The organism is Polaromonas sp. CG_9.5, from assembly GCF_035984465.1.
Lineage (GTDB): Bacteria > Pseudomonadota > Gammaproteobacteria > Burkholderiales > Burkholderiaceae_C > Polaromonas.
Genome location: NZ_JAXCHR010000015.1, coordinates 47,465 through 64,889 on the forward strand (window position 1 = coordinate 47,465; position 17,425 = coordinate 64,889).

General features: G+C 59.9%; 17 protein-coding genes and 1 tRNA gene. 13 read left to right on the forward strand and 5 right to left on the reverse strand.

From position 1 onward, the window contains the following. Positions 1 to 40: 40 nt before the first annotated feature. Positions 41 to 1,048: a class 1 fructose-bisphosphatase gene (locus tag RCH06_RS12570; RefSeq protein ID WP_327081806.1), complete on the forward strand. Its 1,008-nt coding sequence runs from the start codon at positions 41 to 43 to the stop codon at positions 1,046 to 1,048. Between the two features lie 12 nt (positions 1,049 to 1,060). Beyond that, positions 1,061 to 1,136: transfer RNA gene (locus tag RCH06_RS12575), tRNA-Thr, on the forward strand. Between the two features lie 1,383 nt (positions 1,137 to 2,519). On the opposite strand, the gene dxs is transcribed toward RCH06_RS12575, so the two are convergent. The 3 genes from dxs to RCH06_RS12590 are packed head-to-tail and all read right to left on the reverse strand — an operon-like array spanning position 2,520 to position 5,703. Beyond that, positions 2,520 to 4,397, reverse strand: a complete 1,878-nt coding sequence (gene dxs / locus RCH06_RS12580; protein ID WP_327081807.1) for a 1-deoxy-D-xylulose-5-phosphate synthase — start codon at positions 4,395 to 4,397, stop codon at positions 2,520 to 2,522. Positions 4,398 to 4,438: 41 nt separating this feature from the next. Then, on the reverse strand, positions 4,439 to 5,362 hold the full coding sequence (locus RCH06_RS12585) for a polyprenyl synthetase family protein (protein WP_327081808.1): 924 nt from the start codon (positions 5,360 to 5,362) through the stop codon (positions 4,439 to 4,441). Positions 5,363 to 5,412: 50 nt separating this feature from the next. After that, positions 5,413 to 5,703 (reverse strand): exodeoxyribonuclease VII small subunit, encoded by a 291-nt coding sequence (locus RCH06_RS12590; RefSeq protein WP_327081809.1) that lies wholly within the window; start codon positions 5,701 to 5,703, stop codon positions 5,413 to 5,415. Positions 5,704 to 5,994: 291 nt separating this feature from the next. On the opposite strand from RCH06_RS12590, the gene RCH06_RS12595 reads away from it, so the two are divergent. The 3 genes from RCH06_RS12595 to RCH06_RS12605 all read left to right on the forward strand — a co-directional run bounded on the left by RCH06_RS12595 (position 5,995) and on the right by RCH06_RS12605 (position 9,066). Beyond that, positions 5,995 to 7,113, forward strand: a complete 1,119-nt coding sequence (locus tag RCH06_RS12595) for an aromatic ring-hydroxylating oxygenase subunit alpha (RefSeq protein WP_327081810.1) — start codon at positions 5,995 to 5,997, stop codon at positions 7,111 to 7,113. 127 nt (positions 7,114 to 7,240) lie between these two features. Further along, positions 7,241 to 8,143 carry a DMT family transporter gene (locus RCH06_RS12600; protein WP_327081851.1) on the forward strand — a complete coding sequence of 301 codons (903 nt, stop codon included), beginning with the start codon at positions 7,241 to 7,243 and terminating at the stop codon, positions 8,141 to 8,143. A 23-nt stretch (positions 8,144 to 8,166) separates the two neighbouring features. Continuing rightward, positions 8,167 to 9,066 (forward strand): sulfurtransferase, encoded by a 900-nt coding sequence (locus RCH06_RS12605; protein WP_327081811.1) that lies wholly within the window; start codon positions 8,167 to 8,169, stop codon positions 9,064 to 9,066. Between the two features lie 314 nt (positions 9,067 to 9,380). On the opposite strand, the gene RCH06_RS12610 is transcribed toward RCH06_RS12605, so the two are convergent. Both RCH06_RS12610 and RCH06_RS12615 read right to left on the reverse strand, forming a co-directional pair. Then, on the reverse strand, positions 9,381 to 9,587 hold the full coding sequence (locus RCH06_RS12610) for a hypothetical protein (protein ID WP_327081812.1): 207 nt from the start codon (positions 9,585 to 9,587) through the stop codon (positions 9,381 to 9,383). A gap of 2 nt (positions 9,588 to 9,589) precedes the next feature. Next, positions 9,590 to 9,859 carry a hypothetical protein gene (locus tag RCH06_RS12615; protein ID WP_327081813.1) on the reverse strand — a complete coding sequence of 90 codons (270 nt, stop codon included), beginning with the start codon at positions 9,857 to 9,859 and terminating at the stop codon, positions 9,590 to 9,592. Between the two features lie 370 nt (positions 9,860 to 10,229). Here RCH06_RS12615 and RCH06_RS12620 point away from each other — a divergent pair, with 370 nt between their 5' ends. From RCH06_RS12620 to RCH06_RS12655, 8 genes are all read left to right on the forward strand, one after another. Then, positions 10,230 to 11,309, forward strand: a complete 1,080-nt coding sequence (locus tag RCH06_RS12620) for a LacI family DNA-binding transcriptional regulator (RefSeq protein WP_442799650.1) — start codon at positions 10,230 to 10,232, stop codon at positions 11,307 to 11,309. Positions 11,310 to 11,470: 161 nt separating this feature from the next. Beyond that, the gene (locus RCH06_RS12625; RefSeq protein WP_327081814.1) at positions 11,471 to 12,142 is read left to right on the forward strand and encodes an amino acid ABC transporter permease; all 672 of its coding nucleotides are present in this window, start codon (positions 11,471 to 11,473) and stop codon (positions 12,140 to 12,142) included. Further along, a complete protein-coding gene (locus RCH06_RS12630) occupies positions 12,142 to 12,795 on the forward strand; it encodes an amino acid ABC transporter permease (protein WP_327081815.1) in 654 nt (217 codons plus the stop codon). The genes RCH06_RS12625 and RCH06_RS12630 overlap by 1 nt, the downstream gene beginning before the upstream one ends. Positions 12,796 to 12,846: 51 nt before the next feature. Continuing rightward, complete coding sequence (locus RCH06_RS12635; RefSeq protein ID WP_327081816.1) at positions 12,847 to 13,653, forward strand: transporter substrate-binding domain-containing protein; 807 nt, start codon at positions 12,847 to 12,849, stop codon at positions 13,651 to 13,653. Between the two features lie 167 nt (positions 13,654 to 13,820). Further along, complete coding sequence (locus tag RCH06_RS12640) at positions 13,821 to 14,612, forward strand: amino acid ABC transporter ATP-binding protein (protein ID WP_327081817.1); 792 nt, start codon at positions 13,821 to 13,823, stop codon at positions 14,610 to 14,612. Continuing rightward, on the forward strand, positions 14,602 to 15,441 hold the full coding sequence (locus tag RCH06_RS12645) for a sugar phosphate isomerase/epimerase family protein (RefSeq protein ID WP_327081818.1): 840 nt from the start codon (positions 14,602 to 14,604) through the stop codon (positions 15,439 to 15,441). The genes RCH06_RS12640 and RCH06_RS12645 overlap by 11 nt, the downstream gene beginning before the upstream one ends. Then, positions 15,438 to 16,385: a sugar kinase gene (locus RCH06_RS12650; protein ID WP_327081819.1), complete on the forward strand. Its 948-nt coding sequence runs from the start codon at positions 15,438 to 15,440 to the stop codon at positions 16,383 to 16,385. Before RCH06_RS12645 ends, RCH06_RS12650 begins: the two co-directional genes overlap by 4 nt. Continuing rightward, positions 16,386 to 17,384 carry a 2-hydroxyacid dehydrogenase gene (locus tag RCH06_RS12655; RefSeq protein ID WP_327081820.1) on the forward strand — a complete coding sequence of 333 codons (999 nt, stop codon included), beginning with the start codon at positions 16,386 to 16,388 and terminating at the stop codon, positions 17,382 to 17,384. Positions 17,385 to 17,425 lie beyond the last annotated feature (41 nt).

Genomic DNA, 17,425 nt, shown 5'->3' on the forward strand with positions numbered 1-17,425 from the left:
ATTTACTGACAACAACCCTACCCTTTCACTGGAGTTCCTGATGTCCCCCAAAATTTCCCTCACCCGCTACCTGGTCGAGCAGCAGCGCCTCGCCGGTCATATTCCGCCCGAGCTGCGCCTGCTGATCGAAGTGGTGGCCCGTGCCTGTAAAAGCATCAGCCAGGCTGTCAACAAAGGCGCATTGGGCGAAGTGATGGGCACCGCCGGCAGCGAGAACGTGCAGGGCGAAATCCAGAAAAAGCTTGATATCGTTGCCAACGAAGTGCTGATTGAGGCCAACGAATGGGGCGGCCACCTGGCGGCAATGGCGTCTGAAGAAATGGACAGCATTTATGTTGTGCCCAACCGCTATCCACAAGGCGAGTATCTGCTGATGTTCGACCCGCTGGACGGCTCCAGCAATATTGATGTAGACGCCAGCATCGGCACCATTTTCAGCGTTCTGAAAAAGCCCGAAGGCAATGACAGCGTGGAAGAAAGCGACTTTTTGCAGCCCGGCTCCAGCCAGGTCGCTGCCGGTTACTGCATCTACGGGCCACAAACCACCCTGGCACTCACGGTAGGCGACGGCGTGGCCATGTTCACGCTGGACCGCGAACAAGGCTCGTTCGTGCTGATCGAGGAAAACGTCACCATTCCGAAAGACACCCAGGAATTTGCCATCAACATGAGCAACATGCGGCATTGGGACGAACCGGTCAAGCGCTACATCGACGAATGCCTGCAAGGCAAGGAAGGCCCGCGCGGCAAAGACTTCAACATGCGCTGGGTGGCCGCCATGGTGGCCGACGTACACCGCATCCTGTGCCGTGGCGGCGTGTTTTTATACCCGTGGGACAAACGCGAGCCTGAAAAAGCCGGCAAGCTGCGCCTGATGTACGAAGCCAATCCCATGAGCTGGCTGATCGAGCAAGCCGGCGGCGCCGCCACCAACGGCAAGCAGCGCATTCTTGACCTTCAGCCAACCAAACTGCACGAGCGCGTCAGCGTGGTGCTGGGCTCTAAAAATGAAGTCGAGCGCGTTACCGCCTATTACTCCGGGCTATAATCGAGGGCTTAAGCCGGTGTAGCTCAGTTGGTAGAGCAGCTCATTCGTAATGAGAAGGTCGGGTGTTCGATTCATCTCTCCGGCACCAATACAGATAAAGGTTCATTGCTATGAAAATAGCAGTGAACCTTTTTCTTTGCAGTTTGTCGGCAGCCCAGACTTGCTCCTGTTTGCAAGACATGTCGGATGACATGATGTGTCTGGGAACCAATAATGCCAAAAACGAAAAAACCGCTTGCGGGCTAGCTCAAACGGGAGGCGGTGACGCTGCTCAAGCAGGTTGGGGCGAAGGTCACACACATTGGCGAAAGCGCTGGATCGTGGGCAGCGCTTGATGGGGCACTGGATCAGCCAAAATGACGATGGCCTGATGGCCATGTGCTCAAACAACCCTTTTACAGCGAATCAGCATGAGGCTTCCAGGCAACATCCCCAGCAGGTTTGAAAAGCCTATCAAGCTAAACCATTGGCAGCGCGATTTCCAGCAGTCATAGCTTCATCAAAAGCGGGTCGCAGACTTCAACTTCCTCTGAGCGACAAAGGGTTGGCTTTATGTCCTGGCAATGAAAAGCGCAGGGGAAACGTCCAGAAAATTCGCATAAGCGCAACGAGTGCAGTTTTGATGTTAAAAACTATGGATTTATTCATGGCCATTTTCCATACATCCAGGTTTTATGAATTTCGGCTCCATAAGCAAACAACAAAATGCTACCCTTAAAGTTTACAAATCATCTAAATATGCTTAAAACTTGTTCTGCCTGTAAAAAATCTATTGAGCGAAAAGATTGCCATGAAAACCGCTACGGGGAGTACATATGTCGGAGCTGTCAAAGTGACGGGGTAAAAGTCACCCAACGTCAGCGGTTTCTAAATCTCAAGAAAAAAATGCAGGAGACAGAACCCAAGATTTGGCGCCTATTAATTGGCACCATACTGGCATTTTCTGTCTTATGGTTGATGTTCAATACTTTTGAATCGGTAGGTTCTTGATTTTTCAATCAATTCATATTCAACTTTTCGTCAGTCAGTTAAGCACGGCTCTAAAATTCCGGACCAAATTTCGATGCGACCTGCTCATCTGATTTGGCCAAACTGACGGATACTTCCCCTGGCCTTTACCGATACCTTATGGCAGCGTATCGAGCCGCACATGCAGCCTTGTAAAGTCCGTGCCTGTGAGACAACAGGAACGTTTTTTTAATGCATTGTTATGGATGCCCCGTCCAGACACGGCGGGCACGACTTTCCCGCATGGCAGGGAACACGCAGTATGGCGTAACACCCTTGCACCTAATGGCGCATAAAGCATGTACAACGGCCACCCGATTATTCAGGCCGAGTAGATGCAGTCACCATCACTTGCAACCTGAACCCCAAAAAAACCAGCAGTTGACTTGGCGGCATTCATGGTTTTGCGGGGTTGACCAGTTAAAGCCTTGATGAAGCCCTGCTGCTTGCTTGATGACACGCGCTAACCAACCGAGGTGAGCCCCTCAAAACGCGTCCGGACAGCGGCCTCAATGCCGGTGGCATCGAGTCCCTGCAGCGCCAGTAGCTGCCCATGTTCGCCATGCTCGATGAACTCGTCTTTCAGGCCGAGTTGCAGCAAGGGTTTGAGCACACCTGCAGCTTGCAGCGCTTCACCCACTGCGCTGCCTGCACCGCCCATGATGGCGCCCTCTTCCACAGTTACCAGCACTTCATGGCTGGCGGCCACTTTCAGAAGCAACTCGGTATCCAGCGGCTTGGCCCAGCGCATGTTGACCACTGTGGCGCCCAGTTTTTCAGCCGCTTGCAATGCCGGATACAGCAGAGTGCCAAAGGCCAGAATCGCAATGCCCTTGCCTTCACGGCGAATCTCGCCCTTACCGAAAGGCAGTGACTTCAGACCGGCCTCGGGCTCGACACCCGCGCCCGCGCCGCGCGGGTAGCGCACGGCCACCGGATGGTTTTGCTCGAAGGCCGAAGTCAGCAGTTTGCGGCACTCGTTTTCATCGGCCGGGCAGGCGATGCTCATGTTGGGAATGCAGCGCAGAAACGGGATGTCGTAGGCGCCCGCATGGGTCGCGCCATCGGCTCCCACCAGCCCGGCACGGTCCAGCGCAAACACCACCGGCAGGTTTTGCAGCGCCACGTCATGAATCAGCTGGTCGTAGCCGCGCTGCAAAAAGGTCGAATAAATCGCCACGACAGGTTTCAGGCCTTCGCAGGCCATGCCGGCGGCAAACGTCACCGCATGCTGTTCGGCAATGCCGACGTCGTGATAGCGCTTTGGAAAGCGCCGGTGAAATTCAACCATGCCCGAACCCTCGCGCATGGCGGGCGTGATGCCGACCAGGCGCGGGTCATGTTCGGCCATGTCGCACAGCCAGCGGCCAAACACCTGGGTAAAGGTCTGCTTGGCGGGTGTGCTGGACTTTTGCAGACCCATGAATGGGTCGAACTTGCCGGGGCCATGGTAGGCAATCGGGTCGGCTTCGGCCAGCTTGTAGCCCTGGCCTTTTTTGGTCACGACATGCAAAAACTGCGGACCCGCGCCGGTCGCCATCAAATGCTTGATGTTTTCCATCGTGGGAATCAGCGACTCCAGGTCATGGCCGTCAATCGGGCCGATGTAGTTGAAACCGAAGTTCTCGAACAGCGTGGCCGGCACCACCATGCCCTTGGCATGCGACTCCAGTCGCTTGGCCAGTTCCAGCAGCGGCGGGGCCACACGCAGCACCTGCTTGCCGACCTGGCGGGCCGATGCGTAGAAGCGGCCGCTCATCAGCTGGGCCAGGTGGCGGTTCAGGGCGCCCACCGGCGGGCTGATGCTCATGTCGTTGTCGTTGAGCACCACCAGCAGCTTGCAGTTGTCATGTACGCCGGCGTTGTTCAGGGCTTCAAACGCCATGCCGGCACTCATGGAGCCGTCGCCGATGATGGCCACCGAATTGCGGTCTTCGCCCTTGAACTGCGAAGCCAGCGCCATGCCGAGCGCCGCTGAAATAGAAGTCGAGGAATGGGCCGTGCCAAAGGTGTCGTATTCGCTTTCGTCGCGGCGCGGAAAACCCGACAGCCCGCCGAACTGACGCAGGGTGCCCATGCGGTCACGCCGGCCGGTCAATATCTTGTGCGGATAAGTCTGGTGACCTACATCCCACACCAGCCTGTCGTCAGGTGTATTGAAAACATAGTGCAACGCGACCGTCAGCTCGACCGTGCCCAGGTTGGAGCTGAGGTGACCGCCGGTCTTGGAGACGCTGTCAAGCACGTAGGCACGCAATTCATCGGCCAGCCTTTTGAGCTGGGAGCGCGGAAGCCGCCGCAGATCGGCAGGACTGTTAATGGTTTCAAGTAATGCGTACATCGTAGGTATCTGGTTGAGGGCTGGACGAAGCCGGACCGGGTCTAGTGCTGTCGGTTGACCAGCATGTCGGCGAGCGCCTGCAAGGCATGGGTGTTTTCAAGTCCGCTGTTCTGCAGGCTGGCCAGCGCCTGCGCCAGCAGTTGCTGTGCATAGTCTCTGGAGTCCTGCAACCCCATCAGTGAAACAAAAGTGGGTTTGTCCTGGGCCGCATCCTTGCCGGCAGTTTTGCCCAGCGTGGCAGCGTCGGCGGTCACATCCAGAATGTCATCGACGACCTGGAACGCCAGCCCCACTGTCGCACCATAGGTCTGCAAGGCCTTGAGCGCTGCCGGCGACGCCGTGCCGCAGGCGGCACCCATCATGACGCTGGCCTGCAGCAATGCGCCGGTTTTCAGGCGATGCATCTCGTGCAATTGCGCAGAAGTCAAAGGCAGTCCAACGCTGGCCAGGTCAATCGCCTGACCACCGGCCATGCCCTGGTAACCCGCAGCTTGCGCCAGCAGGCGGCACAGGCGCGCCTGGGTTGGCGCACTGACTGAATCATCGCTCTCTGGCGTCAGAAGCTCAAAGGCCAGCGCCTGCAAGGCATCACCGGCCAGCAGGGCCTGAGCCTGGCCAAACTGCACGTGAACGGTCGGCTTGCCCCGACGCAGCACATCGTTGTCCATGCAGGGCATGTCGTCGTGCACCAGCGAATAGGCATGAATCAATTCGACCGCACAGGCGGCGCGCAAAGCCGTCGCAATCGTTCCGTTCACGGCATCGCAAGCGGCCATGACCAGCAGCGGGCGCAGGCGCTTGCCGCCGTCCAGCACGGCATAACGCATCGCATCACCCAGGCCAGCGGGCGCGGGCGCATCAAGCGGATTGGCGACCCAGCGGGACAAGGCCTGCTCGGTGGCGGCAAGCTGCCGGGCGCTCCAGTCGCTCAGGTCAAACAGGGGGAAATTTTCAGGGGCATTCAAAACAGGGGTCTCTTGGCTTGGGGCTGTGACATTGAGGATGACGGCGCAAATTACGCTTGCGCCCAGGGCTTGAGCTCCGTGCCTTCGAGCACCTTGATCTGGGTTTCAACGGCTTCGAGCCTGTCCCGGCAAAACTTCAGCAGTTGCGCGCCGCGCTGGTAGCCGGCGAGCAACTGGTCAAGCGGCAACTGGCCGGACTCTAGCCGGCTTACCAGCCCTTCAAGCTCTTGCAGCGCGGCTTCGTAGCTGGCAGGCAGGGCAGGAACCGGTGCGGCGCTGCTGGCGTCAGCCGGCGTGGTGGACGATGCAGACGAAACAGAAGAAGCGGAGCTTTTGGCCATGGGTATTTGAAAGAAGGGCAGATTTTAGGCGGTTGCAGTATTTTGGGCGCGGGTACGGATATGGATCAAGGCAAGGGCGCATTATCCTGCGGCCCCCTTACGGCCGCTTGAAAACAGCCCAAACGGGTACAATTGATAATAATTCTCGATACCGGCGCTTTCATATTTTGTGCTGAAAAACCCGGTAATTCCTTGTTTGCGGGTTGCCTTGCAGCCTGCTTGTTCACCTGGCTTTTATGACATGCCTGCCAAGCCTGGCTGTGGGCTGCAGTGGCCTGCTGAAAGAAATTGATGCCTGATAAAAGCCTTCGCCTGCTGCAAGCCACCAGCCAGCTCCCTATTTCCAGCTATTTTGATACCGGCCTTTACCAGCGCGAGCAGCAAAAGCTGTTTGCGCGCGGTCCGCGTTATCTGGGCCATGAACTCGCCGTGCCCAACCTGGGCGACTACTATGCCCTGCCGCATGAAGGCGAAGGCCGGGCACTGGTCCGCAATGGCTCGGGCATCGAGCTGATCTCCAACGTCTGCCGCCACCGCCAGTCCACCATGCTGCAGGGCCGGGGCAACACTGGCAGCAACATCGTCTGCCCGCTGCACCGCTGGACCTATAACACGTCGGGCGAGTTGATCGGTGCGCCGCATTTCGAGGTCGACCCGTGCCTGAACCTGAACCGCTACAAGACCACAACCTGGAACGGCCTGGTATTTGAAGACAACGGCCGCGACATTGCCGCCGAAATGGCGTCGCTGGGCCATATGGCCGACCTTGATTTTTCCGGTTACCAGCTCGACAAGGTGCATCTGCACGAATGCAACTACAACTGGAAAACCTTCATCGAGGTCTATCTGGAGGACTACCACGTCGGCCCTTTCCACCCCGGCCTGGGCGGTTTTGTTACCACCGACGACCTGAGCTGGGAACTGGCGCCCAGTTATTCGGTGCAAACGGTGGGCGTATCCGACAAGCTGGGCAAACCCGGCACCGATGTCTATAAAAAATGGCATGACGTGGTGTTGCAGTACCGCAACGGCGCGCCGCCCAAATACGGCGCCATCTGGCTCACCTGCTACCCACACATCATGGTCGAGTGGTATGCCCATACGCTGGTGGTCAGCACGCTGCATCCGCAGGGGCCTGACAAAACCCTCAATGTGGTGGAGTTTTTCTACCCTGAGGAAATCTGCGCTTTCGAGCGCGAGTTCATCGAAGCGCAGCAGGCGGCCTACATGGAAACCTGTGTCGAAGACGACGAACTCGCCCTGCGCATGGACGCCGGCCGCAAGGCGCTGATGCTGCGCGGCGACAACGAGTTTGGCCCCTATCAGAGCCCGATGGAAGACGGCATGCAGCACTTTCACGAGTGGTATCGCCGCGAAATGGGCGCCAGCAAAACCACGCAGATGATCTGAGGGGCGCAGCCCCTTCACCCGGCCGATGCTGTTGACTCGCTTTATTGGCTATGCCTTTAATAGCTACCAGCGCCCGTCCACCCTGCTCAAAAGCCATTTTCAACTCTTAAACAAGCAACAAGCACCGATGCAAGCCATCTGGATGATCCTGTCCGCCTTCCTGATTGCATCGATGGGCGTGTGCGTCAAGTTTGCATCGGCATATTTCACCAGCGCTGAGCTGGTGTTTTACCGGGGCGTGGTCAGCGTGGTGTTCATGGTGGCCTATGCGCAGGTCCACGGCACCTCCCTGCGCACCCGTTATCCGGGCATGCATGCCTGGCGCAGCGTGATTGGCGTCACCTCGCTGTCGGCCTGGTTTTACGCCATTGCCCACCTGCCGCTGGCCACCGCCATGACGCTCAATTACATGAGCAGCGTCTGGATTGCCGCTTTCCTGGTCGGCGGCACGCTGATGCTGGGCAAACCCGGCAAAAAAGGCCCGAGCCAGGGTCCGCTGGTGCTGGCGATCCTGGCGAGTTTTGCCGGCGTCGTCATGCTGCTGCGCCCGGCCATGGACCAGAACCAGACGTTTGCCGGCCTGATCGGGCTGCTGTCGGGACTGGGCGCGGCCTTTGCCTACATGCATGTCATGGCCATTTCGCGCATGGGCGAGCCTGAAATACGCACGGTTTTTTATTTTGCGGTGGGCACCGTGGTCGCCGGCGCGCTGGGCATGAGCGTCACCGGCCTTTCAAGCTGGAACTGGCAGCATGCACTGTGGCTGCCACCGCTCGGGATTCTGGCTTCGCTCGGCCAGCTGGCCATGACAAAAGCCTATTCGATGTCGCAAAATCATGGTGGAACCCTGATGGTCGCCAACCTGCAGTACTCTGGCATTGTGTTTGCCGCGCTTTATGGCTTGATGCTTTTTGGCGACCAGATCCCGCTGATCGGCTGGGCCGGCATGGCGCTCATCGTCGTCAGCGCCATTTCCGCCACCGTGCTGCGGGCACGCGCCGCACCCGATACGCCCGCCGAAGAACATTGATCCGGTCACTCAAGGAAAACAAAATGAACTACACCACCCTGATTTCCGCCGAAGCATTGCAGGCACTGATGAAAAGCGGACAGCCCTTGCGTGTGTTTGACTGCAGCTTTGATCTGATGCAGCCCCATGCCGGCAAGCTGCATTACCTCGAATCGCACATTCCAGGGGCGATTTACGCCGACCTTGAAACGGCGCTCACCGCCCGGCACGGTGTACCCGGTGCCCATGGGGTGATCACCGCCGCCGGCTCAGACGTTCCCGCGTCAGGCGGACGCCATCCGCTGCCCAACCGCGAAAAGTTTGCCATCTGGCTTTCCAGCGTCGGCATGGGCAATGACATGCAGGCCGTTGTGTATGACCGCAACGGCGCCAACTACTGCTGCCGGCTGTGGTGGATGCTCAAATGGGCCGGCCATGAAAACGTCGCCGTGCTCGATGGCGGTCTGCAGGCCTGGCAGGCGGCAGGCGGCGCAGTCAACAGCGCCGAAGAACCCGCGCACTTTCAAACCAACTTCCTGCTCAAACCCGAACTCGCAACACTGGTGGATGCCACGAAGGTCGTCGAACAACTGGGCCGCCCGACCCAAACCCTGATTGATGCGCGCGCCACACCGCGCTTCAAAGGAGAAGTCGAACCGCTGGACCCGGTTGCCGGTCATATTCCGGGCGCGCTCAACCGGCCGTTCTCCCAGAATCTGGCCCCTGACGGAAAATTCAAATCCGCTGAAACACTGAAAGCTGAATTTACCGAGCTGTTGGGCCAGCGCGACCCGGCTGGTGTTGTGCATCAATGCGGCAGCGGCGTTAGCGCATTGCCTAACCTGATTGCGATGGAAGTTGCGGGCTTGGGCCGAAGCGCCCTTTATGCCGGCAGCTGGAGCGACTGGTGTAGCAACCCGGAACGACTCGTGGCCCAAGGCTGATCAGCCAGCGCCGTGTTTAATCCGGGCGCAGCGGTGAAACCCGCTTAATTCGTCATGGCGCTTGCACCGCTTGAAGGAGGCGAGGCGAATGGCAGCTCCAGGAAAGCCTGATGCCTGATTGAGCGACGAGGCGACAATTTCCGCAAAGCGCCTGCCCCGCGTCTGCAGAAAACACGAGCCCACTAACCCGAACCAGCGAACCCCTCCTACATCGGCAAGGGCGTCGGCTGGACTTCACCCGGCTCGGGCGGTGTTGACAGCGGCATGACGGGCTCGGGCGGCGGTGCGTTGGGATTGATGGCCATATTTTTCTTTCAAGAGGGGTTGGAGGAATGATCAGGCTGACTGTGCGGCTCTGCCAGTTCAGGCTTCTTCGGCAAGTCACGAATCATGGCTTCGCCAATTTCATCCCGGCCATCTGAAGGCAGGTCGCGCTCCAACTGCAATGCAGGGTCTTCATTCGCGTCTGCCTTGGCCGTTGATGTGTTCTGGCCTGAGGCTGCGGTTTCCTTTTGCGTCATGTTCAAAATCCTCCGATTAACAGCGGCACGTTGTGGCTTGCAACAGTGGCGGCGGCAACCACGCAGGCGAACACCGTCGCCGCAAAAGCAACATAAGCCGACTTCAAGCCAAGTGGGCTTGGCGAGTGCTGCATGCCGGTTGCATGATGGGCGCGTTTCATTCCGGCGCCATAAACAGAACCCGTGTCAGCGCTGTTGCCTGGTGCACCGGAGGCGGACAGGCCCATGAAATCAGCTTTAGGTACTGAAGCATTTGTAAGATTCGGATTCATTGCAAGCCTGCCTTTCATGGTGCGGATGACACTGTTTGATGGCTTCAATCATCTCGTGGAATCGGCAAATCAGGTATAGGCCGCCAGCCTCTGTCGCTGTAAGCCTTCCGCTGACAGAGAACGCATAACCAAACAGCCTTCATTTTTCTTTTGCAAACGTCGGTGACCCCGCCAACGCCTTAAAAATGCAGCCTATTTCGCAGAATATGAAAAAAATAAGGCGTCGGCGCACTACCGGCGTGCGCAAGCAGCTATCTAAATCATAGTAAAAATGCAGCCATCGTTTTGAAACACGGTGCTACCATTCCTTGAAACTGGTTTCAATCAAGCCGCTTGAATGGCGTTAAATTCTGTTTCATCGTTGCCACTTATGCCCACCTCAAAAATCAAATCCATGCAGCCGCCGGCGCGCGCCACGATTGCCGATGTCGCCCGCGAAGCCGGCGTGTCCAAAGCCACCGTATCGCGGTTTTTGAACCACCGCGAAACCCTGCTGACGCCTGACATTGCCAGCCGCGTCGAAGTCGCAATTGCCGCGCTGGCCTACAGCCCCAGTCCGATGGCCCAAGCCCTCAAACGCGGCCGCTCGCGGCTGATTGGCCTGGTCGTGGCGGACGTGACCAACCCTTTCTCGGTGGCCGTTTTGCGCGGCGCTGAAAAAGCCTGTCAGGAAGCCGGCTATTTGCTGATGCTGTTCAACCTCGGCAATGACAGCCGGTGCGAAGGCAAGGCCATCGAAGCGCTCTCGGCCTATCAGGTTGAAGGCTTCATCCTCAACACGCTGGGCGGCGACGCGGGGGCTGCCGCCGACGCCGCCCGCCACGGCAAGCCGGTGGTGCTGGTCGACCGGCGCCACCAGGACATGCAGGCCGATTTTGTCTCGCTCGACAATGCCGGCGCGGTGCAGATGGCCCTGCGCCACCTGGTAACGGCGGGCTACCGGGAGCTGCTTTTTGTGTCGGAGCCGATCAAGGACGTGAGCTCGCGCATGGAGCGCGAAGCGGCGTTTCGCAGCGTGGTCAGCGACCCCAAGTCAAGCATCAGCGACTTGCACGGCCAGACTTTTGAAAGCCTGGCGGACACTGCCGACGCGCTGGACGACGCGCTTCGCTGCCTGCGCCAGCGGGCCCACGGGCGCCTGCCCGGCGTGATTTCCAGCAATGCCGTGGTCACGCTGCGGGTGGTGGCCAGCATGGCCCGGCTCGGCTGGCGTCTGGGTGCTGACGTAGGGCTGGTGGGCTTTGACGACACCGAATGGTCGCCCTACATCGGCCCCGGTTTGACCACCATCGCCCAGCCGACTGACGAACTGGGCCGGCTGGCGGCGGGCTGCCTGATTGAGCGGCTCAAGGGACTGGACCTGCCGCTGCGCCAGATTTTGCTGTCCGGGCGTTTGCTGCCGCGCGGCTCTTCAGTCCCGCAAGTCGCCAAAATAATTCCTGCCCGCTAGGGTTTTCACCGGGTTACAACACGGGCATGCTTGGTTTTATAATTCAATGAAACCGGTTTCAGGAACATTGCAAAGTAACTTTAAACCATGCCGTCAGAAAAACTTCTTCCTTTTACTGTGGTCAAAGCGCTCATGTCACTTGCGACAAGCGCGTCTCACGCATGAACTACACATTTCAATTCGGTGATGTCTTTGCCGCCTGGCCGCTGCTGCTCAAGGGCACGTGGAACACCATCGAGCTGTCGCTGCTGGCCATGCTGCTCGGGCTGATGGTGGCGATTGTTTGCGCCTGGGGCAAAACTGCCGGGCCGAAGCCGCTGCGCTTCGTCATCAATGTGTATATCGAGCTGATCCGCAACACGCCTTTTCTGGTGCAGCTGTTCTTTTTCTTTTTTGCCTTGCCGGCGCTGGGCTTGCGCTGGTCGGCCTACACCGCTGCGCTGACGGCGCTGGTCATCAACCTGGGCGCTTACGCCACAGAAATCATCCGCGCCGGCATCGAGTCAATCCCGAAGGGCCAGATCGAAGCCGGTCTGGCGCTGAACCTCAAACGCCACGAGATTTTCCGCTTCGTCATCCTTAAACCGGCGCTCAAGGCAATTTACCCGGCGCTGACCAGCCAGTTCATTCTCCTGATGCTCAGTTCAGCGGTGGTGTCGGCCATTTCCGCTGACGATTTGACCTCGGTCGCGGCCAACCTGCAGTCGCAAACCTTTCGCAGTTTCGAGATCTACATCGTTGTGGCGGGCATCTACCTGTTGCTGGCGCTGGCGTTCTCGGCCCTGTTCCGCCTTCTCTACAAGGTCAGCCTCAACTACCCGGATCGTCGGTAATGCGTACTTTCGGATTTCCTGAATTTTTGTTCATCCTTGAAGCGGCCAAATGGACTATCGCGCTGTCGATGATCGCTTTTGTAGGCGGTGCGATTGGCGGGCTGCTGGTGGCGCTGGGCCGCACGTCTGAAAACCGGCTGGCGCAGTTTCTCTCCGGCGGGTTCATCCAGATATTCCAAGGGACGCCGCTGCTGCTGCAACTGTTCCTGGTGTTTTTCGGCGCGCCGGTGCTGGGCTTTGACATCAACCCGTGGATTGCCGCAGGCGTCGCGCTTATTTTGAACAGCAGCGCTTTCCTTGGTGAAATCTGGCGCGGCTGCATCCAGGCGATTCCCGCCGGCCAGGTGGAGGCGGCGCATGCGCTGAGCCTGTCGTACGTTTCGCGCATGCGTTTTGTCGTCCTGCCGCAGGCCTTCAAGATTGCGCTGGCGCCCACCGTCGGCTACATGGTGCAGATCATCAAGGGCACCTCGCTGGCAGCGATCATCGGCTTCGCCGAAATCACCCGCGCCGGCCAGATCATCAACAACGCCACGTTCCAGCCGCTGATCGTGTTCAGCGTGGTCGCAGCGATTTATTTCGTGCTGTGCTGGCCGCTGTCGCTGATGGCCGCGCGCATGGAACGCCGGCAAGCGGCGGCCCTGGCGCGCTGATTTCAGTTTCATTTTTCGAGTCGTTTTTTAACCTAAACCGGAGACTTCCCCATGATCAAGCTTCTGCAACGCCGCGTATTTACCACCACCGCGCTGGCTCTCGGCCTGGCCGCCACCCTGGGGGCCTGGGCACCCGCCGCCAGCGCGCAAACCGTGGCGGACATCAAGAAAAAAGGCGAACTGACGGTCGGCATGCTGGTCGATTTTCCGCCTTACGGCACCATGAACAGCAGCAACCAGCCTGACGGCTACGACGCCGACGTGGCGCGCCTGATGGCCAAGGATTTGGGCGTCAAGGTCAATCTGGTGCCCGTCACCGGCCCGAACCGCATTCCGTTTCTGCTGACAAACAAAGTCGACTTGCTGGTCGCTTCGCTGGCTGTCACGCCCGAGCGCGCCAAGCAGGTGCAGTTTTCCAAGCCCTACGCAGCCGCCAGCATCGTGCTGTACGGCAACAAGAAGGCTGACCTGAAAGCGCCCGCTGACCTCAAAGGCAAGCGCGTCGGCGTGGCTAGAGCCAGCACGCAGGACGTGGCGCTGACCGCCGTCGCGCCCGAAGGCACCGAGATTCGCCGCTTTGACGACGACGCCTCGGCCATGCAGGCGCTGCTGTCCGGACAGGTGGACGCCATTGGCTGCTCGACCACGGTGGCCGCGCAAATTGCCAAGCGCGCTCCGGCCAATACGTTTGAAAACAAGTTTCTGCTGCGCCAGCAGGTGATGGGTGTGGCGATGCGCCCCGGCCAGGAAGAGTTGCTGAAAACCGTGGACGACTTTGTCGCCCGCAATACGGCCAACGGCGAACTCAACAAGCTGTACCAGAAATGGCTGCAGACAGACCTGCCCAAGCTGCAGTAATTTTTCTGATAACACTTACGTAGCCGTCATTCCCGCGCAGGCGGGAATCCAGCAACACGGCCCAGCACACTCAAACGATTCTGGATACCCGCTTTCGCGGGCATGACGCGGAAATTTATCAATGACCGTCTCCTTATCCCTGACACGCCACTGACCACGGTGCTTTTATGACAGACCTAATCCATTCCCCTTCGCCCGCTCCCGGTGCTGCCGAGCCCATCATCCGCATGGAGGCGGTGGACAAGTGGTACGGCCAGTTCCAGGTGCTGACCGGCATCAACCTGAACGTTGCGCCGGGCGAGCGCATTGTGATCTGCGGCCCCTCCGGGTCGGGCAAGTCAACGCTGATCCGTTGCATCAACCGGCTCGAAGTGGTGCAAAAAGGCCGCATCGTCGTCGATGGCATCGACCTGACGGCGGGCGGCAAGAATGTCGATTCGGTGCGCCAGGAAGTCGGCATGGTGTTCCAGCAGTTCAACCTGTTTCCGCACCTGACGATTTTGCAGAACTGCACGCTGGCGCCGATGCGCTCGCGCGGCCTGAGCCAGGAGGAAGCCGAAACCATCGCCATGAAGTACCTCACCCGCGTGAGGATTCCCGAGCAGGCGAAAAAATACCCGAGCCAGCTCTCGGGCGGCCAGCAGCAGCGCGTGGCGATTGCCCGCGCGCTGTGCATGACGCCCAAGATCATGCTGTTTGACGAGCCGACTTCAGCGCTCGACCCGGAAATGGTCAAGGAAGTGCTGGACACCATGATCAGCCTGGCCGACGACGGCATGACCATGCTGTGCGTGACGCACGAAATGGGCTTTGCCCGCAGCGTGGCTGACCGGGTGATCTTCATGGCCGACGGCAAGATCATTGAGCAGGCACCGCCGCAGCAGTTTTTCAGTAACCCGCAAAACGAGAAAACCCGCAATTTCCTCGGCCAGATTTTGAATTCATCCCATGCACACTGACGTTTCAGCCGCCTTGGTCGCGCCGCCCATTTTTATTTCCCTGACAGCCTTTGGAGCTGCCGAAGTGCACCGCCACGGGCAACTGTGGTTTACCCGGCTCAGCCAGGAAGCCGGTGCTGACGGCATCGAAGTGCGCAGCGAGCTGCTGGTCGATGTGGCCCGCGAACTGCCGGCCATTGCCGCGTACGTGCGTGAAACCGGCTTGCGCGTGGTGTATTCCAGCGCCGCCCCGCTATGGAGCGCGGACGGCACGCTGAACACCGCCGCACTGGACAACGCGCTGGCGGCCAGCCACGCCCTGGGCGCACCCCGGCTGAAAATGGCCATAGGCGGTTTTAACGCCACTTCCAACGCCACGCTGACCGCATTGCAAAACCGGCTGCAGGCAACCAAAGTCGAACTGGTGATTGAAAACGACCAGACGCTAGATGCCGGCACCCTGCCCGCGCTGCAAGAATTTTTTGCCAGCGCCAATACCCAGGGCCTTTTCCTGGGCATGACGTTTGACATGGGCAACTGGCACTGGACTGGCGAATGCCCGCTGCAAGCCGCTGCCGCACTCGCGCCGCAGGTTCGCTATGTGCATTGCAAGGGCGTTCAGCGTCTGCCGCAGCGCTGGGTGGCCGTGCCGCTGCTTGAGTCCAGCGCGCCGTGGCGTGCCGTGCTGCGCGCCTTGCCGGCCAATGTGCCGTGGGCGATTGAATACCCGCTGATCGGCGACGACCTGCTGGCCGTAACACGCCGCGAAATCGACCAGTTGCGCAACGTGGCCGCCGACATGGCAGGCCGCTGCGGCACTCCTTCATCACCCAACAAAAGACCCGCATGACCCACGCCCTGGACGTGATTACTTTTGGCGAAGCCATGATGCTGCTCGTCGCGGACCGGCACGGCCCGCTGGAGCATGCCGAAGCCTTTTACAAACGCACCGCCGGCGCGGAAACCAATGTCGCCATTGGCCTGGCGCGCCTGGGCCTGAAGGTCGGCTGGGGCAGCCGCCTGGGCACCGATTCGATGGGCCGCTATTTGCTGGCCGCGATGGCAAAAGAAGGCATCGACTGCTCCCACGTCATTTGCGACGCCTCGCAAAAAACCGGTTTCCAGTTCAAGGGCCAGGTGCTCGACGGCAGCGACCCGCCGGTTGAATACCACCGCAAGGGTTCAGCCACCAGCTTCATGGGCGTCGATGACATTGACAACGACTGGCTGCTGTCGGCCCGGCATCTGCATGCCACCGGCGTGTTTGCGGCGATTTCTGCCAGCACCCTGCCCGCCGCCCAAAAAACAATGGATTTGATGCGCGCAGCCGGCCGCAGCGTGTCGTTTGACCCCAACCTGCGCCCCACGCTGTGGGCCAGCACCGCCGTGATGCGTGACGCCATCAACGACTTGGCCACGCGCGCCGACTGGGTTTTGCCCGGACTGGAAGAAGGCCGCTTGTTAACCGGCGAAGCCAGCGCCGAAGGCATTGCCCGCTTCTACCGCGCGCGCGGCGCGAGCCTGGTGGTCGTCAAGCTCGGCGCAGAAGGCGCGTACTTTGACAGCGACACCGCCGGCAGCGGCCATGTGCCCGGCTTTCCGGTAGCCGAAGTGATCGATACCGTGGGTGCCGGCGACGGTTTTGCCGTCGGCGTGATCAGCGCGTTGCTCGACGGCTTGACCGTGCTGGACGCGGTCAAGCGCGGTGCCTGGATTGGCGCGCGCGCGGTGCAGGTGCTGGGCGACAGCGAAGGCCTGCCGACCCGCGCCGAATTGATTGAAGCGAGGTTTTAAATGTCCACAACCCCCACACGCCAACAAGTTCTGGTTTTCAGGGAACTGCCGCCCGACCAGTTGGCCCGCCTGCAGGCGCAGCACGACGTGACTGTCGCCAACCCGCGCCTGCTTGAGCAGTTGCCGGCCTTCAGGGCGGCACTGGCAACGGCGGACGGCCTGATCGGCTCCAGCTACAAAGTGGATGCCGCGCTGCTGGCTTGCGCGCCGCAGCTCAAGGTGATTTCCAGCGTGTCAGTCGGCGTGGACAACTACGACTTGCAGGCACTGGCCGCGCGCGGCATCATGCTGTGCCACACGCCCGGCGTGCTGACCGAAACCACCGCCGACACGGTGTTCTCCCTCATCATGGCGACCAGCCGCCGGCTGGTCGAGCTGGCCAATTGGGTGCGCGAGGGCCACTGGACAAGCAACATCGGCGAAGACCTGTTTGGCTGGGACGTGCATGGCAAGACGCTGGGCATTCTGGGATTTGGCCGCATCGGCCAGGCCGTGGCGCGGCGGGGGGCGCTGGGCTTTGGCATGCCGGTGCTGTACCACAGCCGCCGGCCTGTGGACTTGGCGAAAGACGCGCCCGAACTGGCGGGCAAGGCCAGCCACACGCCGCTCGATGAACTCTTGCAGCGCGCCGACATCGTCGTTGCCATGCTGCCTTTGTCGAATGAAACCCGGGGCCTGATGGGCGCGCGCGAGTTTGGGCTGATGAAGCCCGGCGCGATTTTCGTCAATGGCGGACGCGGCGCCACCGTGCAGGAAACCGCCCTGCTCCACGCCCTGAACCACGGCACCTTGCGCGCCGCCGGACTGGACGTGTTTGCCACCGAGCCGCTGCCGATGGATTCGCCTTTGCGCACGCACCCCAAAGTCACTGCGCTGCCGCATATCGGCTCGGCGACTTTTGAAACGCGCCACGCGATGGCGGTGCTGGCGACGAGCAATCTGCTGCAAGTGCTGGCAGGCGAAACGCCGCAAGCGGTGTTTGAACTGCCGCCGGGTTGATCGGGACGCTCTCAACACGCCCAGCGGCGGCTTGAGGTGCT